This is a genomic window from Virgisporangium aliadipatigenens, from assembly GCF_016863615.1.
Classification (GTDB): Bacteria; Actinomycetota; Actinomycetes; order Mycobacteriales; family Micromonosporaceae; genus Virgisporangium; species Virgisporangium aliadipatigenens.
Genome location: NZ_BOPF01000044.1, coordinates 19,231 through 41,667, shown reverse-complemented (window position 1 = coordinate 41,667; position 22,437 = coordinate 19,231). Strand labels below are relative to the sequence as shown.

Here is a 22,437-nt window from a genome sequence, read left to right as displayed (position 1 = left end):
GTGCCCTCTGATCGTGCGGCACCCCTGGGCGGACACGAAAGAGGCCGCACCCGGTGTGGGTGCGGCCTCTTCGCGTACTGACGACTAGCGGCGCGCGGAGCGGTACTCGTACTCCTCCTGCTGCCCACCGTTGGCGGTGAACTGCTGGCTGTTGGACGCCTCGCGGGCGAAGTCCCAACCCGTCGAGGACTCCCGTCCGGGGCGGCCGCCGACGGAGAACCCGCCGACCTCCTGGCCCCGCCGGTACCCGCTGAAGTAGCCGCTGGTGTGTGCCGCGATGGAGGCCGCGTCGCGCACGATGCGCAGCGGGCGTTCCGGCGGCGGGATGGCCGAACCGGGCACCAGGTTCTCCTGCGGCACACGCTTCGGCAGCCCGGCACCCGTCTCGGCGCCCACGGCCGGCCGGTCGGCCTGTCGTGCCGCCTGCCAACCGAGGTCGGCGGCGGTGCCCCAGTCGAGTTCGTCCTCGGCGGCGTCGTTTTCCTCGGTCGGATCCGTGAACCACGCCGAGCGGCACTGCGAGAAGATCAGCAGGTCGTCGTCCGCGGCGCTGAGGTCCACCGGTGCGTCACCGAGCGGGTCGAGGCCGGCGCTCCGGCTGCCGTTGGTGGCGCGCATGGGCGGCGGGTCCGGCTCCACCAGGCGCAGCGCCGGCGGGTCGAGCCGGGAGTCCTGCGGCAGCGAACTGAGCGCCGGGTCGGCCAGCGGAGCGGGCTCCACGAGGCGCAACGTCGGCGGCTCGGCGGGCAGGTCGTCGGACTGCCACGGCGGCACGATCCGACCCTCACGCTGCCGGGGCAGGTCGACCAGCCGCGGTACATCCGTCACGCCGTTGCGCACCGGCTCCGGCTCGACCTCGGGCTGGGTGCCGTCGGCGGTGTTGGGCCACGTCGACCGCGAACCGGGAGCCGGCACCTCGGGCGACAGCTGCGGCGGCTCGACGGGCATGATCGGCGCCGGCGGCATCGCGGCCCGGGTCGCCTCGGGCGACTGGCGCGGTGCCGGGGCGGACCCGCCACCGTTGGTCGAGTCGCCGGACTCCCGGTCGAACGACGCCGCCAGCCGGCTGTACTCGCCGGTGGTGTAAAGGGTCGGCTCCGCCCGGGTGAACGGGGGACGCCGCGGCCCGGACTGCGGAGCGGACGCCGGCGGCAGCTGCCCGGCCGGCGGAAGGTGCCCCACCATCGGGTACTCGGCGCTGACCGACGGCGGTGCGGTCTGCCCACGGGTCGGCAGCGGCCCGGGCATCTCGACCCCGGAACGCGGGCCGGTCGCCCCGGTGGCGCGGCGCACGGCCTGCTCCAGCGGCGACGGCGGCTCGACCGGCGGGCTCTGCGCCGGAACGGCCGCGGCGGCGGGCTGGTCGAGGTCGGGCCGGCCCTGCGGGCGGCGGCTCGACGACGGGATCACGGTCGGCGCGGAACGCGCGGCCGGCTGCGCCGGAACGGTCCGGTGCTCACCGGTCCGAGGCCCGAATCCGGGCGCCGGGACGGTGCGCTGCTCACCGGTGCGGGGTCCGAACCCGGCTGCCGGGACGGTGCGCTGCTCACCGGTACGCGACGCGAAACCGGCGGCCGGCTGGGCCGGAACGGTCCGGTGCTCACCGGTGCGCGAGGCGAAGCCCGCGGCGGGAGCCGGCACGGTGCGCTGCTCGCCCGTGCGGAGCCCACCGAACGTCGCACCGCGCTCCGCGGGGTGATCGGCCGGCGGCACGAGCGAGGCCGCCGAGGCGGCGCTGCGGCGTCGGCCGCCCGACTGGCGGTCGTCGTCCTGCACCACGCGCAGCGGCGTCGGCCCGGGCAGCTCGTCCCCGCCCGGAACGGCGGCTTCGGCCATCCGGTCGGCGATGACCTCGACCATGGACTCGGCGGCGGCGTCGCAGGCCCGCACGGAGGCGACCGTCTGGCGCACCGACTCCGCGACGGCGGACGTCATGGCGCGGGTCATACCGGCCCGGCGGGGAGTTTCCGAGATCGCCACCCGCAGGGCGGTGACCGCCTCCGCGACGGTCGCCCGTTCGGCGACACCGGCCTCGACCAGCTGGGCGACGATGTGAGTTTCCTGGGTGCGGCCGGCGGCCAGCTGACCGGGCTCCGGCAGCGCGTCGAGCACCGCCAGCGGCACCGGCTCGGCCGGGTCGGCGTAGGCGCGCAGCGCCGCGGGGTACAGCTCCCGCAGGACGTCGCGCAGCGTCCCCGCCGCCGAACGCCGTCCGGTCACGACGGCGTCGTGCGCGGCGAGCAGCGGCTTCAACGACAGCAGCTCGCCGGGCGGCGCCTGCGGCACGGCGGACAGAACGCCGGCCTGCAACGCGCGGGCCAGTCCGACCGCGCGACGTTCGGCCCTGCCGGAGCGCATCTCCTCGGGAGACTCGTCGTCGGCGAAGCGTTCCGCGTAATCGTCCACAGAGGACTCGTCGCTCAACGAGAGGTACCTGCCGGCCGCGGCCAGCAACTTGGTGACGACATGATCGTTACCCTGTGTGGCGATGGCAACACCGCCTGAACCGGCACCACGCTGTGCGAAGAGAGCGCACAGCTCGGCGTACCCCCCTGGGTCGTCACTGATCTCGCAGATGTCCACGAGGCGGCCCGAGTCGTCGACCACCGCCACCGTCAGCCATGCCTGCACGTCAGTGGTGACGACGGCGCTTTCCGCAGACGCCAGTCCGCAATAGACCCGAACGAGCGTCACCGCGTCGTCCTCCTCCCGGGACAGGTGTCGTGAGCGTGCAGACCGTGTCGGCGTGTCCCTCCGCCTTTTCGATCCTTCGCTGCTGTGAGGCCGGTTAGCAGCCACTATTCACGGTTGTCAGACCGAAAGCGATCACCCGTTCCGGCCCAATACCGGTCCGCCCGAACGGTTGTCCCCTCTGGCGGGCCCTACCGTGCGACCCGCTCGACCGGCCGGGTCACTCGGTCCGATGAACAGGGTCGCACAACGTTCACCGGACCGATGCTCCCTGCTGATCGTCAGTCGCGCCAGTCCGTAGCCCCGGAGATCTTGCCAATAATCGTGCGCCATCCGAGTGCCGTCTGATCTGTCACGATTTTCCGCAGCTTCCGGCGGGCCAGGAAACCCCTTACCCCGCCGCCGTCGGCCGTACGCACCGCCTCGTCGATGTCGTCGAGCGGAGAGCCGGGTGACAACGCCGTCACCACAGCCTGCAACCGTAGCGCGTACCCGAGGTCACGCGCCGCCTCGCCCGCCTGGATGATCAGTTCGTAGTCGAGGGCGTCGGAGCCGCCGCGCAGGTTCTCCACGACGAGGTCGAGCTCGTAGCGGTCCTCCGGGTCCGGGACGACGTCCTCTACGGTGATCCGTTCCCGCAGCTCCGCCCAGGTGTCGAGCTGCGCGAGCTCGTGATCGTCCGAGGACTTGACGAAGTCGACCAGCCCCTGCGCGGTGCTGAACAGGTAGAGCCGGCCGCCACGACCGAGGAACACCGGAACCTCTTCGGCCGGCTCCTTCTCCTCGTCGTCATCGTCATCGTCGTCCTCCTCCTCGTCGGCCGCTTCGGCGTCGACGTCGTCGGAGTCCTCGTCCTCGTCCTCGTCGTCTTCCTCGTCGTCATCGTCCGCCTCGGCGTCGATGTCGTCCTCGTCGTCCGCCTCCGCGTCGAGGTCGTCGTCCTCGTCGAGGTCGTCATCGTCCTCGTCGTCGTCGCGCGACCGCTTGCCGGAACGGGCGCGCGGCTCGTCCTCCTCCTCCACGACCTGCTCGACGCCGAGGTCCAACTCGTCGAGGTCGAACTCCTCCTCGTCCACCTCGTCGTCGTGGCGGAGAGCGGCGAACTCGTCCTCCTCCTCGACGACCTCGACGGGAGCGAGCTCGTCCGACATGCGGTAGGCGCGCAGCGTGAACCCGGGGCCCTTCGGCAGCGCGATCTCGACGGGCGCGATGCGCATCTCCGACCAGAAGGCGGCGGTCGCCTCGGAGCGTTCGGCCGTGGTGGCCTCCGGCTCCTCGTCGTCGTCTTCCTCTTCGTCGTCCTCGTCGTACTCGGCCTCGATGTCCTCGTCCGCCTCGTCGACGTCGTCCTCGTCGAGGTCGGCCGCGGCCTCGATGTCGTCGTCCTCGTCGTCCGACGGCTTCGTGAGAGCGGGCTTGGTCGCGGCGGTGGCGGCGGGCTTGGTGAGCGCCGGCGTCTCCGTCACGTCCGTGGCCTCGGCAACGTCATCGGCGTCCACCACTGCCGGGTCCGGAGTCACCGTCACCGGTGCGGCCTTGGCCGCCGGGGTGCCCTTGGCGGGCGTGGCCTTGGCGGCGGGCGTGGCCTTGGCGGAAGCCGCGGGTGTGCTCTTCGCCGCCGCCGACCGGGCGGGCGCGCTCTTCGAAGCGGGGGTGGCCTTCGCCGCCGGCGTGCTCTTCGCGGCGGGCGTGCGCTTCGTGGCCGGCGTGGCCTTGGCGGCCGGCGTCGACTTCCCTGCGGGCGTCGACGACGAGGCCGGCGTCGCCGGTGAGTCGGGCGCCGACGGCTCCTCGATCCCGGCCGCGTCGGCGCCGGGCGCGGCAGCGGCCGTATCGGTCCCGGTCACCGCCTCGGGGGCGTCGATGTCGGGTGCGTCCGTCTCCGGCGCGTCGGCCGGTGGCCGTGCCGCCGTCGACTTCGCCGCCGGGCGGGTGGAGGCCGGTCGCGACCCCCGTGGTCCCCGCGGATTGCGGGAGCTGCTCGATCCGGACCGCTGGCGGGCCACGTCGACCTCCGGTTATGACTGCGTTCAAGGCGTGCACCACCCTAGTGCGCGCCGGGTGAGTCCGCTTACACCCCCTTGGGGTGCCAGACGGTCTTTGTCTCGAGGAAGGTGGTCATGCGCCCGGTTCCCGGATCCGCGGACCAGTCGATCGCGTCGGGGGAGGGGCGCAGGACGCGCTTCAGGTTCTCGGCGGCGTCGCGTTCCCAGGCCGTCGCCAGCTCCGGGTCGGTCGCGCCGGTCAGGTCCAGTCCGTTGACGTCCATGTGCGCGGCGAGCCACGGCGCCGTCTCGGCGGGGCGGCCGGTGAGGATGTTCACGACGCCGGCCGGCAGGTCGGAGGTGGCCAGCACCTCGGCCAGCGTGATCGCGGGCAACGGGTGGTCCTCGGCCGCCAGCACCACGACGGTGTTGCCGGTGACGATCGCCGGCGCGACGACGCTCACGAGGCCGAGCAGCGGCGAGTCGGGCGGCGCCACGACGGCCACGACGCCGGTGGGCTCGGGTGCGGAGAGGTTGAAGTAGGGGCCCGCGACGGGGTTGGCGCCGCCGTGCACCTGGGCGATCTTGTCGGCCCAGCCGGCGTACCAGACCCAGCGGTCGATCGCGGCGTCGACGCCGGCCGCGTCCCGGGTCTCGGCGATGAACTGTTCACGCCGGCCCTCGATCATCTCCGCGATCCGGTACAGGATCTGCCCACGGTTGTACGCGGTCGCCCCGGCCCATTTCGGGAACGCCGAACGCGCCGCGCGCACCGCGTCCCGCGCGTCCTTGCGCGAGGCCAGGGATGCGTTGACGGTCTCGCCGGAAGGCGACGACACGGGATACGACCTCCCCGATTCGCTTCGCGGGAACGCGCCCCCGATGAACAGCTTGTACGTCTTGCGGACGGCGAGACGCTCAGGCAAGGTACGCCTCCAACCCGTGACGGCCGCCCTCGCGCCCGTAGCCCGACTCCTTGTACCCGCCGAACGGCGACGTCGGGTCGAACTTGTTGAACGTGTTCGCCCACACCACACCGGCGCGCAGCCGGTCGGCGACGGCGAGGATGCGGGAGCCCTTCTCGGTCCAGATGCCGGCCGACAGCCCGTACGGCGTGTTGTTCGCCTTCTCGACGGCCTCGTCCGGCGTCCGGAACGTCAGCACCGACAGCACCGGCCCGAAGATCTCCTCGCGCGCGATCCGGTGCGCCTGCGACACCCCGGTGAAGAGCGTCGGCGCGAACCAGAACCCCCGGTCGGGCAGCTCGCACGCCGGCGACCAGCGCGAAGCCCCCTCCTCCTCGCCGACGGCGGAGAGTTCCCTGATCCGGGCGAGCTGCGCGGCGGAGTTGATCGCGCCGACGTCGGTGTTCTTGTCCAGGGGGTCACCGACGCGCAGCAGCGACATCCGCCGCTTCAGCGCGTCCAAGAAGGAATCCTGCACCGACTCCTGCACCAGCAGCCGCGAACCGGCGCAGCACACGTGCCCCTGGTTGAAGAAGATGCCGTTGACGATCCCCTCGACGGCCTGGTCGATCGGGGCGTCGTCGAACACGATGTTGGCCGCCTTGCCGCCCAGTTCGAGGGTGAGGCGCTTGCGGGTGCCGGCGACGGAGCGTGCGATCGCCCGCCCGACCTCGGTCGAGCCGGTGAACGCCACCTTGTCCACGCCCGGGTGCTCCACGAGCGCGCGACCCGTCTCGCCGGCGCCGGTGACGATGTTGACCACGCCCGGGGGCAGGTCGGCCTGCTGGCAGATCTCGGCGAACAGCAGCGCGGTCAGCGGCGTCGTCTCCGCGGGCTTGAGCACGACGGTGTTGCCGCAGGCCAGCGCCGGGGCGATCTTCCAGGCGAGCATGAGCAGCGGGAAGTTCCACGGGATGACCTGTGCGGCCACGCCAAGCGGCCGCGGATCCGATCCGAAGCCGGCGTGCGAAAGTTTGTCCGCCCAGCCGGCGTAGTAGAAGAAGTGCGCCGCCACCAACGGCAGGTCGACGTCGCGGGCCTCCCGGATCGGCTTGCCGTTGTCGAGGGACTCGAGCACCGCCAGTTCCCTCGAACGCTCTTGAATCAGGCGCGCGATCCGGAACAGGTACTTGGACCTGTCGGCCCCCGACATCGGCCCCCACACCGTGTCGAACGCGCGCCGCGCGGCCGCGACCGCCGCGTCCACGTCGGCGGGGGAGCCTTCGACCACCTCGGCGAGCTGCTCCTCGGTGGCCGGGTTGACCGACTTGAACGTCTTCCCGTCGACACTGTCCACAAAGGACCCGTCGATGAACAGACCGTAGGAGGACCGGATGTCCACAATGGACCGGGACTCCGGGGCGGGCGCGTACTCGAAGAACGACATGCCTCAGTCCAGCGTCACGTAGTCGGGGCCGGAGTACCGGCCGGTGGCCATTTTGGTCCGCTGCAGCAGCAGGTCGTTGAGCAGCGTGGAGGCGCCGAACCGGAACAGGTCCGGGTCCAGCCAGGTCTCCCCGGCGGTCTCGGCGACCAGCACCAGGTACTTGATCGCGTCCTTGGCGGTGCGGATGCCGCCGGCCGGCTTGACCCCGACGATCCGGCCGGTCGCGGCCCGGAAATCGCGCACGGCCTCCAGCATGACCAGCGTCACGGCCGGGGTGGCGGCCGGCTGCACCTTGCCGGTGGAGGTCTTGATGAAGTCGCCGCCGGCGAGCATCGCCAGCCAGGAGGCGCGCCGCACGTTGTCGTAGGTGGCCAGCTCGCCGGTCTCCAGGATGACCTTGAGGTGGGCCTCGCCGCAGGCCTCCTTGACCGCCACGATCTCCTCGAAGACCTGGTCGTAGCGGCCGCTCAGGAACGCCCCGCGGTTGATCACCATGTCGATCTCGTCGGCGCCGTCGCGCACGGCCGCGCGGGTGTCGGCGAGCTTGATCGGAAGCGGCGCCTGCCCCGACGGGAACGCCGTCGCCACGCTCGCCACGTGGATCCCGCTGCCCCTGAGCGCCTCGGCGGCCACCGGCACCATCGAGGGGTACACGCAGACCGCCGCGACCGCCGGGGCGTCGCCGCCCGGGTGCCGCGCCTTCGCGCAGAGCGCCCGGACCTTGCCGGGCGTGTCCGCCCCCTCCAGCGTGGTCAGGTCCACCATGCGGATCGCGAGGTCCAGGGCCGCGCGCTTCGAGGTCGTCTTGATGGAACGGGTGCCGAGCATCGCGGCCCGCTGCTCCGCGCCCACCTTGTCGACCCCCGGCAGGCCGTGCAGGTATGCCCTGAGGTCGGTGGGCTGGATGACAGCGGTCATGCGGCCGAGTCTACGCAGACGATCCGCTAGGTTGAGCGCCGTGGACGTACTCGTGGTTGAGCACCCTCTGGTCCGGTCGCGACTGACCGACATGCGCGACTCGCGCACCGACTCCGCGTCGTTCCGCGCGGCCCTGCACGAGCTGACCACCATGCTCGTGTACGAGGCGGCGCGGGCCTTCCCGGTGGAGGAGTTCGCGGTGGAGACGCCGGTGGCCCCGACGACGGGTGCGCGGATCGGCAACCCGCCGCTGCTGGTGCCCGTTCTGCGGGCGGGGCTGGGCATGGCCGACGCGGCGTTGGCGCTGCTGCCGGAGTCGTCCATGGGGTTCGTGGGGCTGGCGCGGGACGAGGAGACGTTCGCGCCGCGCGCCTACCTGGAGTCGCTGCCGGCCGACCTCAGCGGCAAGCCGGTGCTGGTGCTCGACCCGATGCTCGCCACCGGCGGGTCGCTGGAGCACTGCGTGCGGCTGCTGGTCGACCGGGGCTGCACGGACGTCACGGTGATCTGTGTGCTGGCCGCGCCGGAGGGCGTGCAGCGCCTTCGCGATTCGGGCCTGCCGATGCGCCTGGTCACGGCGTCGATCGACGAGCGGCTCAACGATCGCGCGTTCATCGTGCCGGGGCTGGGCGACGCCGGCGACCGCCAGTTCGGCGGCATGCCCCGCTTCGCGGAGTAGAGCCTTCATCGACGCGGGCCCGTCGGGGGCACGACCGCTGCCTCCCGGGCCGCACCGCTCCGGGCCGAGCCGCTTCGCGTGCTCGACCACTCCGCTGCCGGGCCCGCGTCCCCAAGTACCGGGGCCGTACGCAGGTTATGAGCGCCGCTTGACCTGCGTATCGCCCCAGTACTTACGGGCGGATGAGGCCGAGCGACGCGGCCACCTCGGCGCGGAGCGCGGCCACGCCGGCCGCCGCGCGCTCGCGGGCCGCCGCGAGGTCGTCGCCCGCGGGTTCCACGACCTCCAGGTAGGCCTTGAGCTTGGGCTCGGTGCCGGACGGGCGCACCACGACGCGGATCCCGTCCGCCCGCAGGATCAGCACGTCCGCGTCGGGCAGCAGGTCCTCCACATCGGACACCGGTTCGTCCAACATGGACACCGGGGGCCGGCGGCGCACCGTCTCCATCGCCCGCGCGATCTCGGACAGGTCGGTGACCCGCACCGACAGCTGGTCCGTGGCGTACACCCCGAACTCCCGCGCCAGCTCGTCCAGCCGGTCGAGCAGCGTGCGCCCCTGCGCCTTCAGGCCGGCGGCCAGTTCGCAGACGGTCAGCGCGGCGGTGATGCCGTCCTTGTCGCGCACGTGCTCCGGGGCGACGCAGTAGCCGAGCGCCTCTTCGTAGCCGAACGCCAGGTCGTCACCGGCGCGCACGATCCACTTGAAGCCGGTCAGCGTCTCCCCGTACGGCACGCCCCGCGCCGCGCACATGGCGCGCAGCATCGACGACGAGACGATCGTGGTGGCGTAGCGGCCGGTGACCCCGCGCCGCATCAGGTGGTCGGCGAGCAGCACGCCCACCTCGTCGCCGCGCAGCATCCGCCAGCCGGACGGCCCGGGCACGGCGACCGCGCACCGGTCCGCGTCGGGGTCGTTCGCGAGCGCGATGTCCGCGCCGTTCGCCGCCGCGAGCGCGAGAACGCGATCCATCGCCCCCGGCTCCTCCGGATTGGGGAACGACACCGTCGGGAACGCCGCATCGGGCTTCACCTGCTCGGCGACGCTGAGCGGCGCGGCGAACCCGGCCCGTTCGAGCACGGCGGAGAGCACCGGCGCGCCGACCCCGTGCAGCGGCGTGTACGCCACGGTCAGCCCGCGCGGCCCGCCGGCCGGGATCGCGGCCACCGCACTGTCCACATAGGACTCGATAGCCGACTCGGGCAGTACCTCGCCGGAGTGTCCCAACGGGACTGTCGACAGTGGACCGACGGCCCGGATGGCCGCCTCGATCTCCCGGTCGGCCGGCGGTACGAGCTGTGCCCCGTCGGCCAGGTACACCTTGTAGCCGTTGTCCTCGGGCGGGTTGTGGCTGGCCGTGACGACCACACCGGCGGCTGCGCCGAGGCGGCGGACGAGGTGCGCCAGGACCGGCGTCGGCAGTGGGCGCGGCAGCACCAGCGCCGGCCGTCCGGCCCCGGTCGCCACGCGCGCCGTCTCCTCCGCGAACGCCTTCGAGCCCCGCCGGGCGTCGTACCCGATGACCAGCGGCCCCTGCGCGTCCCGTGCGGCCAGCCAGGCGACGAGTCCGGCGGCGGCGGCGCGCACCACGGCGAGGTTCATGCCGTTGGGGCCGGCGCGCAGCGGACCCCGCAGCCCGGCGGTCCCGAACGTCAGCGGCCCCGCGAACCGCTCCGCCAGCTCGGCGCGTGTGCCCGGCAACCCGTCCAGAACGGCGCGCAGCTCGGCCCGGTCGGCCTCGTCCGGATCGTCCTCGATCCAGCGCAACGCCTCTTCGACAAGCCCGTCGGTCATGCGGGGAAACCTACGCGCCGAACCGGTAGGAGCGGACCACCTCGTCGAAGATCGCCATGCTCGCCGCGAACTCCGCGTCCGGCACGGTCAGGAAGACGTGGTACGCCTTGCCGTTCTGCACGGTGAAGCGCCAGACGCCGTGCCGCATCTCGGCTCCGGCGCCGCAGGTGTACTCCAGCTGTGCGGCGGGCTGCCCGCCCAGGGTGAGGTTGCTGTCCTGCAGGGACACCCGGTTGTACGGCGTGATGCAGCTCGCCGGCTTGCTCTTCAGCCCGTTCTCGGCGACCTCGGCGAACGACTTCGGGGTGCCCTTCGAGTCCTCGACGTTGATGCGGATCTTGCGATTCTCGTTGGCGCCGTCCACGTAGTCGACGAAGCTGCCGTTGGAGGCCTTCTTCGTCCAGGTGGCCGGCACGTTCAACGCGAAGCCGCGGCTGTCCTTGTACTCCTGCACGGCCAGCGTGGGGCCGGTGGACGGCGGCTTGGTCGAGGCGACCACGCCACCCTTCTGGTCGTCGTCGCCGCCGAGGCCGGCGATGGCCCACACGGCGCCGCCGAGAAGCAGGACGGCCAGCACGACGGCGGTGATCTGCGCCCAGCGCGGCGCTGTCCTGGCGGCCCGGAGGCCACGGCTCGCGTGCGGCCCGGCCTTGGTGGCCACGACGCCCGCGGTCTGCGCCACGGCGGTCGCGGCGGTCCGCGCGTAACCGGCCATCCCGCTGGACTCCTGCTGCGCGGCGGCGTGTCGCCGGGCGTGGCGGCCGGGCGGCTGCTGCGGCGCGCGGGGATCCTGCGGCCGGCCGGTGGCCGCACCGGGCGGCGGGGCGCCGATCGGGATCGCGTCCACCTGGAACGCCGACACCGCCGGCGCGCCGACCCCGGTGTCGTCGGCGGCCAGGTCGGCGGCTGACATCTGCCCGGTCTGGTCGGCCGAACGGCGCGGCGGCGGGGGCATCCGCGGCGGCGTGGAGGTCACGAGCGGCGGCGCCGACGGCACCCGCGGCGCGGCGGTGTCGGCGACCGGCTGGGTCTCGGCGTTGGGGTTGCGCTCCTGGCTGAGCCGGCGCAGCGCACCGCTGACCGTCTCGCCCGGTGCGAGCATGGCCCGCCCGCCGATCTGGCGCGGCGGCGGCTCCGGCGCGGTCGGCGGCGTGAACGGCCGCGGCGGCACCACCGCGTACGGGTCGGTGTAGTGGGTCGTGACGTTGCTGGCCAGCGGCCCGGTGAGCAGGTCGCGCAGCACCGAACGGGCGGTCTCGACCTCCCACCGGCGGCGCGGGTCCTTCTCGAGGAGGCCGTACAGCACGCCGGCCAGCGCACCGGCGCGCATGGCGGGCGCGGGCGACTCCTCGACGACGGCCCGCATCGTCTCGAACGGGTCCGCCTTGTCGAACGGCGGCCGCCCCTCGACGGCGGTGTACAGCGTCACGCCAAGCGAGAACAGGTCGCTCGGCGGCCCGAACGCCGCACCGACGGCGCGTTCGGGGGAGATGAAGTGCGGCGAGCCGAGCACCATGCCGGGGGTGGTGAGCTCGGCGTCGGTGGGCATCCGGGCGACGCCGAAGTCGGTGAGCACGCATCGGCCGTCGGCGCTGATCAGCACGTTGGCCGGCTTGACGTCGCGGTGCAGGACGCCCGCCGCGTGCGCCACCTCCAGGGCGCCGAGCAGCGCGATGCCGATCTTGGCGACCGCGCGGGGCGCCAGCGGGCCGTCCTCCACGATCATTTCGGCGAGGGAACGCGACTGGAGCAGTTCCATGACAATCCATGGACGACCACCGTCGGTGACCACGTCATATACCTGAACGACCGCGGGATGGGAAAGGGCCGCGGCCGCACGCGCCTCACGCAGGGTGCGCTGGTACATCGCGTCGCGATCGCTCGGGGCGAGCCCCGGCGGGAGCAGGACCTCCTTCACGGCCACGTCGCGGCGCAGCACGGTGTCGGAGGCCCGCCAGACGGTGCCCATGCCGCCGTGCCCGATGGCGGTCCGCAGCGTGTAACGGCCGCCGACGACCGTGCCCGGCGCGGTCCGCTGCGGATTGCCCTGACCCTGGGTCGGCACGCGGGGCGTGTGCGGCGGCGGCGTCTCGGCCCGGACCGGGGCGGACGGCAGCGGCGGCTCGGCGCCGCGCGAGGCGTGTGCCCCGCTCGACGAACCGCTGCGCGGGGCGGGCGCGGGCGATCCGAACGGCCCGCCGGACGAGAGCGCCGCGCCGAACGGCCCGCCGGACGAGGGCGGGGGCGAGCCGTAGGGCCCGCCGGAGGAGGGTGCCGCGCCGGCCGGCCCGCCGGAGGAGGGCGGCGGGCCGAAGGGGCCCGCGGAGGGCGGCGGGCCGAGGTGCCCGGGCTCCCGGCCGGCGTGCGCGGAGAGGGCCGACGGCTGGTCGCCGGCGGCCGGCGAGACCGGGTCGTCGGACGCCGCTCGGCTGCGGCGGAAGGTCGAGCCGCGCGGCGCCACCGACTCGCCGTGGTTGGTGCTGTCGCCGGCGACGGCGATCCCGGGCCAGCGCGGGGCGGCCGGGGACTGCGACGCGCCGTGCGACTGCGACGGAACCGTGGCTCCGGACGCCCGGGGACCCTGCGCCGCCGGCGGGTCGGCCGGTGCGGCCGCCGCGGAGCTGTCGGATACCTGCTCGGGCTGCGCGATCTCGGGCGCCTCACCGGGCAGAGCCGGCAGGCCGCCCGCCACGGTCTCGGCGTGCAGCGCGCGCAACGAGGGCGAGGTCCGCTGCGGGACCTGACCGGCGCCGGGCGCGGGTGCGCTGGAAGAACCCCCGGGTCGCGCACCGGCTGGTGCCGGGGAACCGGGGGCGGGGGAGTCGCCGGGCCACGTCATCGTCACTGGCTTGTGCACCGTCGCAGGAGGGGGCGATTGAGTCGGTCCACCCTATCGTGCGGCCCCCCGCTCCTCACAGCTAGACGGCGTCGGCCCGGGTCGCACCGGCGGGTCGCACATCGATGCCGACCGTGTCGCGTGCCCGGCTGACGGGCGAGGGCAGTCCGTCCGAACGTTGGATGCGAATGTGTGGTGGGCCGTGGCGGCGGGATGTCCCCGAAAGGGGACCGGAGCATTTTTCGCAAATTCGCGACAAAGGTACAGATCGGGTCGGAAGATTAGGCCAGCGCGGATCGGGAATGTTGAACGTCAACGGGTGACCGGCGATGCGTTGCCGACCGCGGCCGGATATATGCGACAAGATGTTTTATTTGTGCGCAAAGCACAAGGTCGCTCCCGGACGGAGGTGACGGACGGCGTGTACGGCGAGAACCCCCCAGGTCGTGCCAGCCTGCGTATCGAGTCGTCACGCTGCGTCCTTCCTCGGGCATCTTGGCCGGTGAGCCCGCCATTTTGGCTGACCCGGCGTAACGATCGAATGAAGATGCCGTGACTACGCCGTCCGTAACACGTTGTAGGAGGTGTGGGGGCACATGCCGGCGCGGAAAAATGCGACACTGGCATCGCCGGCAACCACAAAAGGCTCTCACCAGGCGATTTGTGACCCAGTGCGATCCACTGATCACGAGAATGATGTTGCGCTCCGTTACCACCACGGGGCTAGGCTGTCCGGGGCGCGCACGGGGCGCGCTGCTCAAGACGAGCGAGAACGAGAACTCACCGTGACGAGTGCGCTGTCGGTGCCCAGTACGGGCACTTCGCTGACGTCGTCCTGGCCCGAGACTCCTCCCGGGGCCGATCCATTGCCCGGGCAGCTCGACCGCTGGCTCGCCTCCCGGGGCGCGGAGCTGGTCGCCGTCCGCCGGCACCTGCACGCCCACCCCGAGCTGTCGAACCAGGAGTTCGAGACCGCGGCGCTGGTCGCCAGGGAGCTCAAGAAGGCCGGACTCAGCCCACGGATGCTTCCGAAGGGCAACGGCGTCATCTGTGACATCGGTTCCGGCGACCGGGTGATCGCGCTGCGCGCGGATCTCGACGCGCTGCCGCTGCCCGACACCAAGGACGTGCCGTATCGCTCCACTGTGGACGGTGTATGTCACGCCTGCGGGCACGACGTGCACACCACGGTGCTGCTCGGCACGGGACTCGCACTCGCGCAGCTCGCCGAGAAGGACGAGCTCCCCGGGCGGGTGCGGCTGCTGTTCCAGCCGGCGGAGGAGCAGATGCCCTCCGGTGCGCCCGAGGTGATCGCCGCCGGCGGCCTGCGCGACGTCGACGCGATCTTCGCGCTGCACTGCGCACCGCAGCTGCCGGTCGGGCTCGTCGGTGTGCGTTCCGGGCCGTTCACGGCCGCCGCGGACAAGGTCGAGGTCAGGGTGAAGGGACGCGGTGGGCACACTGCCCGCCCGCATCTGACGGCCGACCTGGTGCACGCGCTCGGACGGGTCATCGTGGACGTTCCGTCGCTGCTGGATCGCCGCGTGGACGCCCGGGCCGGGATCTCGATGGTCTGGGGCGCGGTGAAGGCCGGCGACGCCGCCAACACGATCCCCGGCGAGGGCGTCGTGCGCGGCACCGTGCGGGTGCTCAACCGCGACGCCTGGCGCGAGGCCCCGGAGCTGGTGACCGAGCTGGTCCACAGCGTGGTGGCGAGCACCGGCGCGGACGTCGAGGTGGACTACATCCGCGGCGTTCCCCCGGTGATCAACGACCGGCTCGCGACCGCGATCATCGCCGGTGCCGCCGGCGCGGCCCTCGGCCCCGAGCGGGTCGTCGAGGCCGAGATCAGCATGGGCGGCGAGGACTTCTCGTTCTACCTGGAGAACGTCCCGGGCACGATGATCCGCCTCGGCGTCGGCATCCCCGGGTCGGACGTGAAGTTCGACATCCACCAGTCGGCGTTCGACGTCGACGAGCGTTCGATCGGCTACGGCGTGCGGGTGATGGTGCACACCGCCCTCGCCGCCCTGCAGGCGGGCGCCTTCTAGGAGTTCCGCGGGCTCCCGGTGGCTTCGGTCGCCGGGAGCCTTCGCGCATCCCGGCGGCGGCGCAGCAGGTACACCACGAGCCAGATCGGCAGCCCCAGCCCGACCACGAACGGCAGCAGCGCGCCGAGCACGGTCGTCAGCACCGTCAGCGAGCCGGTGAATGCCTCCCAGCCGCCCTTCAGCCCGGCGAGGAAGCCGTTGTTGGCCGTTATCGAGGGGTCGGGCTCCGGGCCCCTGAGCATGAGCGTGATCGTCGACAGGGCGGTCAGGTCGGCGAGCTTGTTCAGCTTCGCCTTCAACGACTCCAGTTCGGCCTCGCGCTTGGCGACCTCCGCCTCCAGCGTGACGATCTCGCCGATCGACTCGGCGCGGGCCAGCAGGGCGCGGACCCGTTCGACGCTTGCGGTCTGCGTGGCGATGCGCGAGTTGAGGTCGACGACCTGCGCGGTGACGTCCTCGGCCGACACGTCGCGGTTGGTCTCGGTGCCGAGCTTCGCCAGCCGGTCGAGCACCTCGGCGAACCGGTCCCGCGGCACCCGCAGCGTGAGGTTGGCCGTCGACACGATCTGGTCCTTGTTGCGCCGGTCCGCGCCGACGAACCCGCCCGCCGCCCGCACGAGGGAAACCGCCTCGGTCGCCTTACTGTCCACATCGGACACCTGGACGTTCAACGTTCCTTTGTAGACGATCGAACGCTCCGAGTCGGGCAGCTGCTCGGGTAAGGGCACCCCGGCCGGTTGGTTGCCGCCCTGGGCCGGACCCGCACCGGCCGCGTCGTCGGGCTTGTCCGCCTCGATCGGCGCGCCCGCCGAGGACTGCTGGGCACTGTCCTTCGAGTCCGCTCCGCACCCGGTGAGCGCCAGCGTGGCCAGCACACCGGCCGTCACGAGTTTCGCCGCGAGCCGCAGTGAACGTCCGCTTCGCATGGGTACTCCCAGGGGTAGATTGCGGTTGTCGTGCCGGGTCGGACGCCGGTGGGGATGCCGAGGTTCCGCCGGCCGTGTCACGGTTGGACAGCGCGGAGGTCACGAATGAAGCTGACCAAGTTCTCGCACGCGTGTGTGCGCCTCGAACGCGACGGTGCGGTGCTGGTGATCGACCCCGGCGCCCTGTCGGAGTCCGCGGCCCTCGACGGCGTCGACGCGGTGCTCATCACGCACGAACACTTCGACCACCTCGACGTGGCGAAGCTGACCGACGCGCTGGCCGCCCGGCCGAGCGTGCGCGTGTTCACCCATCCGGAGGTGACACCGAAGCTCGGCGACCTGCGCGACGTCGTGACCGAGGTGGTGGCCGGCGACGACTTCGAGGCGGCCGGCTTCCCGGTGCGCACCTACGGCGGGCTGCACGCGATGATCCATCCCGACCTGCCGCGGGTGGCCAACCTCGGCTTCTTCGTCGAGGGCGTGTACCACCCGGGCGACTCGTTCGACGTGCCGACCGACGCGGTGGTGGAGACGCTGTTCGTGCCCGTCTCGGGGCCGTGGCTGAAGCTGTCCGAGTCCGTGGAGTTCATCCGGCAGGTCAAGCCGCGGCGGGCGTTCGCGCTGCACGACGGGCTGCACAACGACGTAGCGAGCAAGGTGTACGACGGCGCGCTCACCCACCTGGCGCACTGCGAGTACGCCCGCCTGGGCGCCGGGGAGAGCGTTGACGCTTGACGAGGTCGCGGCGCGGCTCTACGCGCTGCCGCCGGAGGAGTTCACCGCCGCGCGGGACGAGTCGGTGCGCGCCGCGCGGGCGGCCGGGGACCGCGACCTCGCCAAGCGGATCGCCGGCCTGCGCCGCCCCACGGTCGGCGCCTGGCTGGTGAACCTGCTCGCGCACCAGCGCCCCGACCTGATCACCGAGCTGATGGGCCTGGCCGCCGAGCTGCGCGCCGCCCAGCGCAACCTGCGCGGCGGCGACCTGCGTGAATTGAGCGTGCGCCGCCGGCAACTGGTCGGCACGCTGGCCCGGGAGAGCCGCGCGCTCGCCGTGGCGGCCGGGCGGGGCGTGCGCGACGCGCTCCCGCTGGCGGAGGTGGAGGGGACGTTGACGGCGGCGCTCGCCGACGCCGACGTGGCCGAGCAGGTTCGCCTGGGACGGCTGGTCAAGCCGATCGAGTACCACGGCTTCGGCGAACTGCCCCGCCCGCAGCTGCGCCTCGTCCAGGGCGGCGCCGACGGACCCGGACCCGACGGCGCGCCGGAGCGCGACGGCTCCGAGCCGCCCGACGGCGACGACGGCTTCGACCCGGACGACGGCGGTTTCGAGCCGGACGGCGGCGATGACGAGTGGGCCGACGACGACGGCGACGACGGCGACGACGACGGTGAGCCGGAGTCGCCCGCCCCGGGCCGGCGGCGGGCCAAGGGCGGCCTCGTCGTGGTCGACGCGGGGAGCCGGCACCCGGCCGCTGCGCGGTCCCGCGCGCCCGGACCCGCCGCCACGGCCCGCACGCCCGGCCTCGCCCCCGCCAAGGGCCCCACGAGAGCCACCAGCGCCCCGGGAGCCGGTGCCGCGGGGGCCGGCGGCGGGAGCCGAGCCGCCGGCGCCACGAGGGCCGCGAGCGGGCGGGAAGCGGCCCTCGCCGAACGGGAGGCCGCTCTGGCCGCCCGGGAAGCCGCCCTGGCCGCGCGGGAGGCTGCCGAGGAGCGCGAGGCCGCGGAGCGCCAGGAGGCCGCCGACCGCCGCCGCGCCGCCAAGGAACGGGAGGCCGCCGAGCGCGCCGAGGAACGCCGCCGCGCCGCCGCCCTGCGCCGTCAACAGCAGGCCGCGCATCGCGAACTGCTGGCCGCCCGCACCGCCCTCGCCGAGGCCGAAGCCGCCCGCACGGCCGCCGAACAAGCCGTTCGCCTGGCAAAACGTCGGGTGGAGGCGGCATTGGCGGCGGTCACCGCGGTCGACCCGGACGGGTGAGGAATGACGGACCTGGAGGGTGGCAATGACATCAATGGGCCAGGGGGGCAGAATCAGGCCCTGTGACACCGGAACAGGCAGCGGCGGCCGCAAAGCGGGCCATCCTCAAGCTCGGCGGCGCCTTCGGCCATGATCCTCGCACCATGCAGAAGGCGCGTCAGCTGGGCCTGACCGGCTGGGCCTTCTACGTGGCCGGGCGCGGTGGCGCGCTCGGTGACGTGCGCTCGGACACGGTAGCGGCCGCGCTCGGGTTCATCGCGCCGGAGGCCGTCAAGGACGGCTGGGAGGCGGCCCGCGCCGTCGCCGACCCGGTGGTGGTCGCCGGGCACAATCTCGGCGAGTGCTGCCGCTGGGGCCGGGAGAACCTCTCCGACTACTACGGGCTGGAGCGGCTCGTCGAGCTGGCCGAGCGCGTGGTCGTCGCGGCCGACGCGACCGGGATGCCGCTCTTCGCCGCCTGGCGCGCCATGCCGATCCCGGACGACGCCCCGGGCGCCCGGGCCGCCGTTCTCGCCCATCTGCTGCGGGAACATCGCGGCGCGGCACACGTGCTCGCCATCCGCGCCAGCAACCTCACGCCGCTCGAGGCGATCATGGCGGGGCCGGAGGGCGAGACGGGCGCGACGGCGTTCGGGTGGCAGCCGCCGTACCCGGCCTACGAGCCGCTGATCCGTCGTCGGGCCTGGGCGGAGGCGCTCACCGACCGGGTGGCCGGTGAGGCGTACCGCGTGCTCGACGCCAAGGAGCGCATGGAGCTCGTCGACCTGATCGAGGGCGCGTCGAACATCGTGCACGACGTGCCCGTCGAGGTCGGCTGAGCCTTACGGCTGCGCGGTGCGGGTAGGCCGGTCGCGCAGCCGCTGCACGTAGTCGGCCGGGGCGCCGGCCTTCTCCGCCGCGGTGGCGATCTCCGCCAGGTACCACGCGGTGGGCAGGCCGCCCTCGTAGCCGCTGTACACGTACACCCAGGCGGTCTCGTCGCCGTCGAGCGTGGCGACCCGCAGGTGCAGCTTGTTGTACGTCCCGGCCGTGACGCCCTCCACCTCGTCGAGCTGCTTCTCGTCGAGTGGATGAACGTCGTAGAGGGCCACGAACACGCGGTCTTCGGGTGCCTCGACGATGGTCGTGACCGAGCCTTCCCAGCCCAGTTCGACCTCGCCGGCAAAGGTCAGCCGCCAGCCTTCCAGCCAGCCGATGCCGATCATCGGCGAACGGGGGCAGTAGGCCCGCATTCGCCCGGGGTCCAGGTTTGAGCCGTAGGCGGCGTAAAGACGCACGGCGATGACGATAGCGGGGCGAGGCGATGGGGGAGAATAGTACGGAGCGTGTCGGGCGTGATCGTCCGGCGAGGAAGCACCTAAAGGGGGCAACAAAGGTGAACCGGGTCGTGATCATCGGCGGGGGGCCGGCGGGGTACGAGGCGGCGCTGGTGGCCGCTCAGCTCGACGCCGAGGTCACCTTGATCGAGGAGGCGGGTCCCGGCGGGGCCTGCGTGCTCGAGGACTGTGTGCCCTCGAAGACGTTCATCGCCAGCTCCGACGTGGTGACCGGGTATCGGGACACCGAGGAGTTCGGCATCCGCTCGGGCGGCATCGACTCGGTGACGGTCGACGCGGCATCGGTCAACCGGCGGGTGAAACGGCTCGCACAGGCGCAGTCCGCCGACATCGGTACGAAGCTCGTCAAGGCCGGCGTCGACGTCGTCGCGGGGCGTGCGCGTCTCGGTGCGGATACGCTCGGTCACACCCACCGGGTGGAGATCACTCCGGCGGAGGGGCCGGCCCGCAGTATCGACGCCACGACCGTGCTGATCGCCACCGGCGCGACGCCGCGGGTACTGCCGACGGCCGTTCCGGACGGGGAGCGGATCCTCGACTGGCGGCAGGTGTACGACCTGACCGAGCTGCCCACCCACCTGATCGTGGTCGGCTCCGGCGTGACCGGTGCCGAGTTCGCCTCCGCCTACCTGGCCATGGGTGTCGCGGTCACGCTGGTCTCCAGCCGCGAGCACGTCATGCCGCACGAGGACCCCGACGCCGCCCGCGCCATCGAGCGGGTTTTCCGGGAACGCGGCATGAACATCCTCTCCCGCGCCCGCGCCCAGGGCGCCGAGCGGACCGCCGACGGGGTCGTGGTGACGCTGGCCGACGGCCGGCAGGTCAGCGGTTCGCACGTGCTGGTGTGTGTCGGCTCCGTGCCCAATACCGCCGACCTGGGTCTCACCGAGTACGGCGTGAGTGTCGGCGACGGCGGCTACCTGACGGTCGACCGGGTCTCCCGCACGAACGTCCCCGGCATCTACGGCGCGGGCGACTGCACCGGCGTGCTGCCGCTGGCGAGCGTGGCCGCCATGCAGGGGCGGATCGCGATGTGGCACGCGCTCGGCGAGGCCGTGGCGCCGTTGAAGCTGCGCACCGTCTCCGCCAACGTCTTCACCGACCCCGAACTGGCCTCCGTCGGCGTCACCCAGTCCGATGTGGACAGTGGGAAGGTGCCGGCCCGCACGGTGATGCTGCCGCTGTCCGGCAACGCGCGGGCCAAGATGCAGGGGCTGCGGGACGGGTTCATCAAGCTGTTCTGCCGGCCGGCGACCTCGACGATCGTCGGCGGGGTCGTCGTGGCGCCCAAGGCGAGCGAGCTGATCCTGCCCATCACGATGGCCGTGGAGAACAGGCTCACGGTCGACGAACTGGCGCACACGATCACGATCTACCCGTCGCTCACCGGTTCGATCGCGGAGGCCGCCCGTCAGCTCATGCTCCACGAGATCGCCTAGAGGCGGTCGTAGCGGTCCCGGGCGTGGTCGGCCACCGCGGCTGCCCGGACCGTGGCCGTGATCGGCAGCACCTCCAGGCAGCGCCGGGTCGCCTCCGTCACCAGGGGGCGGGCCACCCGCATGGAGACGGTGCAGTGCGGGACCCAGGCGCCCGGCGTGTACTTCTCCGAGAGCGGGATCCCGGCCACGCTGAGCCGCCGCCACACCTCGGCCTGGTGGGCGAGCAGGGCGACGCTGGGGGCCGCGCCGAGCCACAGCACCCGGCCGACGAACCAGCCGGTGAAGAGGAACTGCACGCGCAGCGGCGGAGCCGGGTCGTAGCCGTCGAGGGCCTCCTTGACGGCCGCGGCGTCCAGCTCGTCGGCGACGGCGAGCGAGAGGTGCGGGCGGTGCCGGCCGCCGAGCAGGTCACGCATCGACTGGACGCCCTCGCGCTCCAGCGCCTCCCACAGCACCCGCACGCGGCGTTCGGCGATGTGGTCGAGGTAGAGCTCCAGCGCGGCGACCATGCCGCACAGGCTACGACTGGCAGGTCGGGCACCAGTACAGGTTTCTGCCGCCGAGCGCGTCCTGGTGCACCGGCGTGCCGCAGACCAGGCACGGCTGCCCGGTGCGCCGGTACACGTACACCTCGCCGCCGTGCCGGTCGACGCGCGGTTCGCGGCCCATCGCCTCCGGCGTGTGCTCCTCGCGCACGGTGTCGATGCGGCCGGCGATGACGGCCGCGGCCATCAGCGCGCGCAGGTCCGTCCACAGTGGAAGCCACGCGTCGGCGGGCATGTCCCGGCCGGCCGTGGTCGGGTCGATTCCCGCGCGGTACAGGGCCTCCGTCGCGAAGATGAGCCCCGCACCGGCCACAATGGACTGATCCATCAGCAGCGCGACGATCGGCCGCGAGCTGCGCGCGATCTTCGCGAACGCCGCGATCGAGTCCGCGCCCCGCTTGAGCGGATCCGGTCCCAGCCGGGCCAGGAGGGCCTCGACGCCGGGCGGGTCGAGCAGTTCGCAGGCGGTGGGGCCGCGCAGGTCCAGCCAGTGCGCGTCGTTGGACATCCGCAGCCGGATCTCCCCGAACGGCTCCGGCGGCGCCCCGTCCCCGTCCGTCACCTTGCCGTACAGCCCGAGGTGGATGTGCACGGTCCGGTCGCCCTCGTACCGGTGCAGCAGGTGCTTGCCGTGCGCCAGCGCACCGGTGAACATCAGCCCGTCGAGCGCCTTCGCACCCGCCTCGAACCGGCCCTGCGGACTGCTGACCCGCACGGGCTTGCCGGCGAACAGCTTCCGGTGCCGCGACGCGAGTCGATGGATCGTGTGACCCTCAGGCACGTGATCATCCCTTCCGAAGTAAGCGCAAGGACCCTATAAAGCGCGTGCGCCCCGCCGGGAGAAGCCCCTACCCTCATGTCATGCGTTCAGCCGTGAGCACGACGACGCCGGGTCCACCCGGTGTCGTCGT

Annotated in this window: 17 protein-coding genes; 6 read left to right on the top strand and 11 right to left on the bottom strand. The window is 72.9% G+C overall.

Going from position 1 to position 22,437, the window contains the following annotated elements:
- Window positions 1-84 precede the first annotated feature (84 nt).
- The 5 genes from Val02_RS39935 to deoC all read right to left on the bottom strand — a co-directional run bounded on the left by Val02_RS39935 (window position 85) and on the right by deoC (window position 7,946).
- Window positions 85-2,694, bottom strand: coding sequence for a transposase (locus tag Val02_RS39935; protein ID WP_203904538.1), 2,610 nt, complete (start codon window positions 2,692-2,694; stop codon window positions 85-87).
- Window positions 2,695-2,972: 278 nt separating this feature from the next.
- Window positions 2,973-4,697: a SatS C-terminal domain-containing protein gene (locus Val02_RS39930; RefSeq protein ID WP_203904537.1), complete on the bottom strand. Its 1,725-nt coding sequence runs from the start codon at window positions 4,695-4,697 to the stop codon at window positions 2,973-2,975.
- A 65-nt stretch (window positions 4,698-4,762) separates the two neighbouring features.
- Window positions 4,763-5,602 (bottom strand): aldehyde dehydrogenase family protein, encoded by an 840-nt coding sequence (locus Val02_RS39925; protein ID WP_203904536.1) that lies wholly within the window; start codon window positions 5,600-5,602, stop codon window positions 4,763-4,765.
- A complete protein-coding gene (locus Val02_RS39920; protein WP_203904535.1) occupies window positions 5,595-7,028 on the bottom strand; it encodes an aldehyde dehydrogenase family protein in 1,434 nt (477 codons plus the stop codon). Before Val02_RS39920 ends, Val02_RS39925 begins: the two co-directional genes overlap by 8 nt.
- Before the next feature lie 3 nt (window positions 7,029-7,031).
- A complete protein-coding gene (deoC, locus tag Val02_RS39915) occupies window positions 7,032-7,946 on the bottom strand; it encodes a deoxyribose-phosphate aldolase (protein ID WP_203904534.1) in 915 nt (304 codons plus the stop codon).
- Between the two features lie 40 nt (window positions 7,947-7,986).
- Between deoC and upp the strand changes: the two genes are divergently transcribed.
- Entirely contained in the window at window positions 7,987-8,625 is a 639-nt protein-coding gene (upp, locus tag Val02_RS39910) for a uracil phosphoribosyltransferase (RefSeq protein ID WP_203904533.1), read from the top strand.
- Window positions 8,626-8,797: 172 nt separating this feature from the next.
- Here the strand turns inward: upp and Val02_RS39905 are convergent, their stop codons facing one another.
- Both Val02_RS39905 and Val02_RS39900 read right to left on the bottom strand, forming a co-directional pair.
- Window positions 8,798-10,417 carry a phospho-sugar mutase gene (locus tag Val02_RS39905; protein WP_203904532.1) on the bottom strand — a complete coding sequence of 540 codons (1,620 nt, stop codon included), beginning with the start codon at window positions 10,415-10,417 and terminating at the stop codon, window positions 8,798-8,800.
- 10 nt (window positions 10,418-10,427) lie between these two features.
- Window positions 10,428-12,401, bottom strand: a complete 1,974-nt coding sequence (locus Val02_RS39900; RefSeq protein ID WP_373318023.1) for a serine/threonine-protein kinase — start codon at window positions 12,399-12,401, stop codon at window positions 10,428-10,430.
- 1,637 nt (window positions 12,402-14,038) lie between these two features.
- Here Val02_RS39900 and Val02_RS39895 point away from each other — a divergent pair.
- Window positions 14,039-15,304 carry an amidohydrolase gene (locus tag Val02_RS39895; protein ID WP_203904531.1) on the top strand — a complete coding sequence of 422 codons (1,266 nt, stop codon included), beginning with the start codon at window positions 14,039-14,041 and terminating at the stop codon, window positions 15,302-15,304.
- Here the strand turns inward: Val02_RS39895 and Val02_RS39890 are convergent.
- Entirely contained in the window at window positions 15,301-16,230 is a 930-nt protein-coding gene (locus tag Val02_RS39890) for a DUF4349 domain-containing protein (RefSeq protein WP_203904530.1), read from the bottom strand. The genes Val02_RS39895 and Val02_RS39890 overlap by 4 nt on opposite strands.
- A gap of 105 nt (window positions 16,231-16,335) precedes the next feature.
- On the opposite strand from Val02_RS39890, the gene Val02_RS39885 reads away from it, so the two are divergent.
- The 3 genes from Val02_RS39885 to Val02_RS39875 all read left to right on the top strand — a co-directional run bounded on the left by Val02_RS39885 (window position 16,336) and on the right by Val02_RS39875 (window position 19,023).
- On the top strand, window positions 16,336-16,965 hold the full coding sequence (locus Val02_RS39885) for an MBL fold metallo-hydrolase (RefSeq protein WP_203904529.1): 630 nt from the start codon (window positions 16,336-16,338) through the stop codon (window positions 16,963-16,965).
- Window positions 16,955-18,205 carry a hypothetical protein gene (locus tag Val02_RS39880; RefSeq protein WP_203904528.1) on the top strand — a complete coding sequence of 417 codons (1,251 nt, stop codon included), beginning with the start codon at window positions 16,955-16,957 and terminating at the stop codon, window positions 18,203-18,205. Before Val02_RS39885 ends, Val02_RS39880 begins: the two co-directional genes overlap by 11 nt.
- Window positions 18,206-18,267: 62 nt before the next feature.
- Window positions 18,268-19,023, top strand: a complete 756-nt coding sequence (locus Val02_RS39875) for an SCO6745 family protein (protein WP_203904527.1) — start codon at window positions 18,268-18,270, stop codon at window positions 19,021-19,023.
- Window positions 19,024-19,026: 3 nt separating this feature from the next.
- On the opposite strand, the gene Val02_RS39870 is transcribed toward Val02_RS39875, so the two are convergent.
- Window positions 19,027-19,482: a gamma-glutamylcyclotransferase gene (locus Val02_RS39870; protein ID WP_203904526.1), complete on the bottom strand. Its 456-nt coding sequence runs from the start codon at window positions 19,480-19,482 to the stop codon at window positions 19,027-19,029.
- Window positions 19,483-19,580: 98 nt separating this feature from the next.
- On the opposite strand from Val02_RS39870, the gene Val02_RS39865 reads away from it, so the two are divergent.
- Window positions 19,581-20,981 (top strand): NAD(P)H-quinone dehydrogenase, encoded by a 1,401-nt coding sequence (locus Val02_RS39865; protein ID WP_203904525.1) that lies wholly within the window; start codon window positions 19,581-19,583, stop codon window positions 20,979-20,981.
- On the opposite strand, the gene Val02_RS39860 is transcribed toward Val02_RS39865, so the two are convergent.
- Both Val02_RS39860 and Val02_RS39855 read right to left on the bottom strand, forming a co-directional pair.
- Window positions 20,978-21,490, bottom strand: coding sequence for a 2'-5' RNA ligase family protein (locus tag Val02_RS39860; protein WP_203904524.1), 513 nt, complete (start codon window positions 21,488-21,490; stop codon window positions 20,978-20,980). The genes Val02_RS39865 and Val02_RS39860 overlap by 4 nt on opposite strands.
- Before the next feature lie 10 nt (window positions 21,491-21,500).
- Window positions 21,501-22,307, bottom strand: coding sequence for an Fpg/Nei family DNA glycosylase (locus Val02_RS39855; RefSeq protein WP_203904523.1), 807 nt, complete (start codon window positions 22,305-22,307; stop codon window positions 21,501-21,503).
- Window positions 22,308-22,437 lie beyond the last annotated feature (130 nt).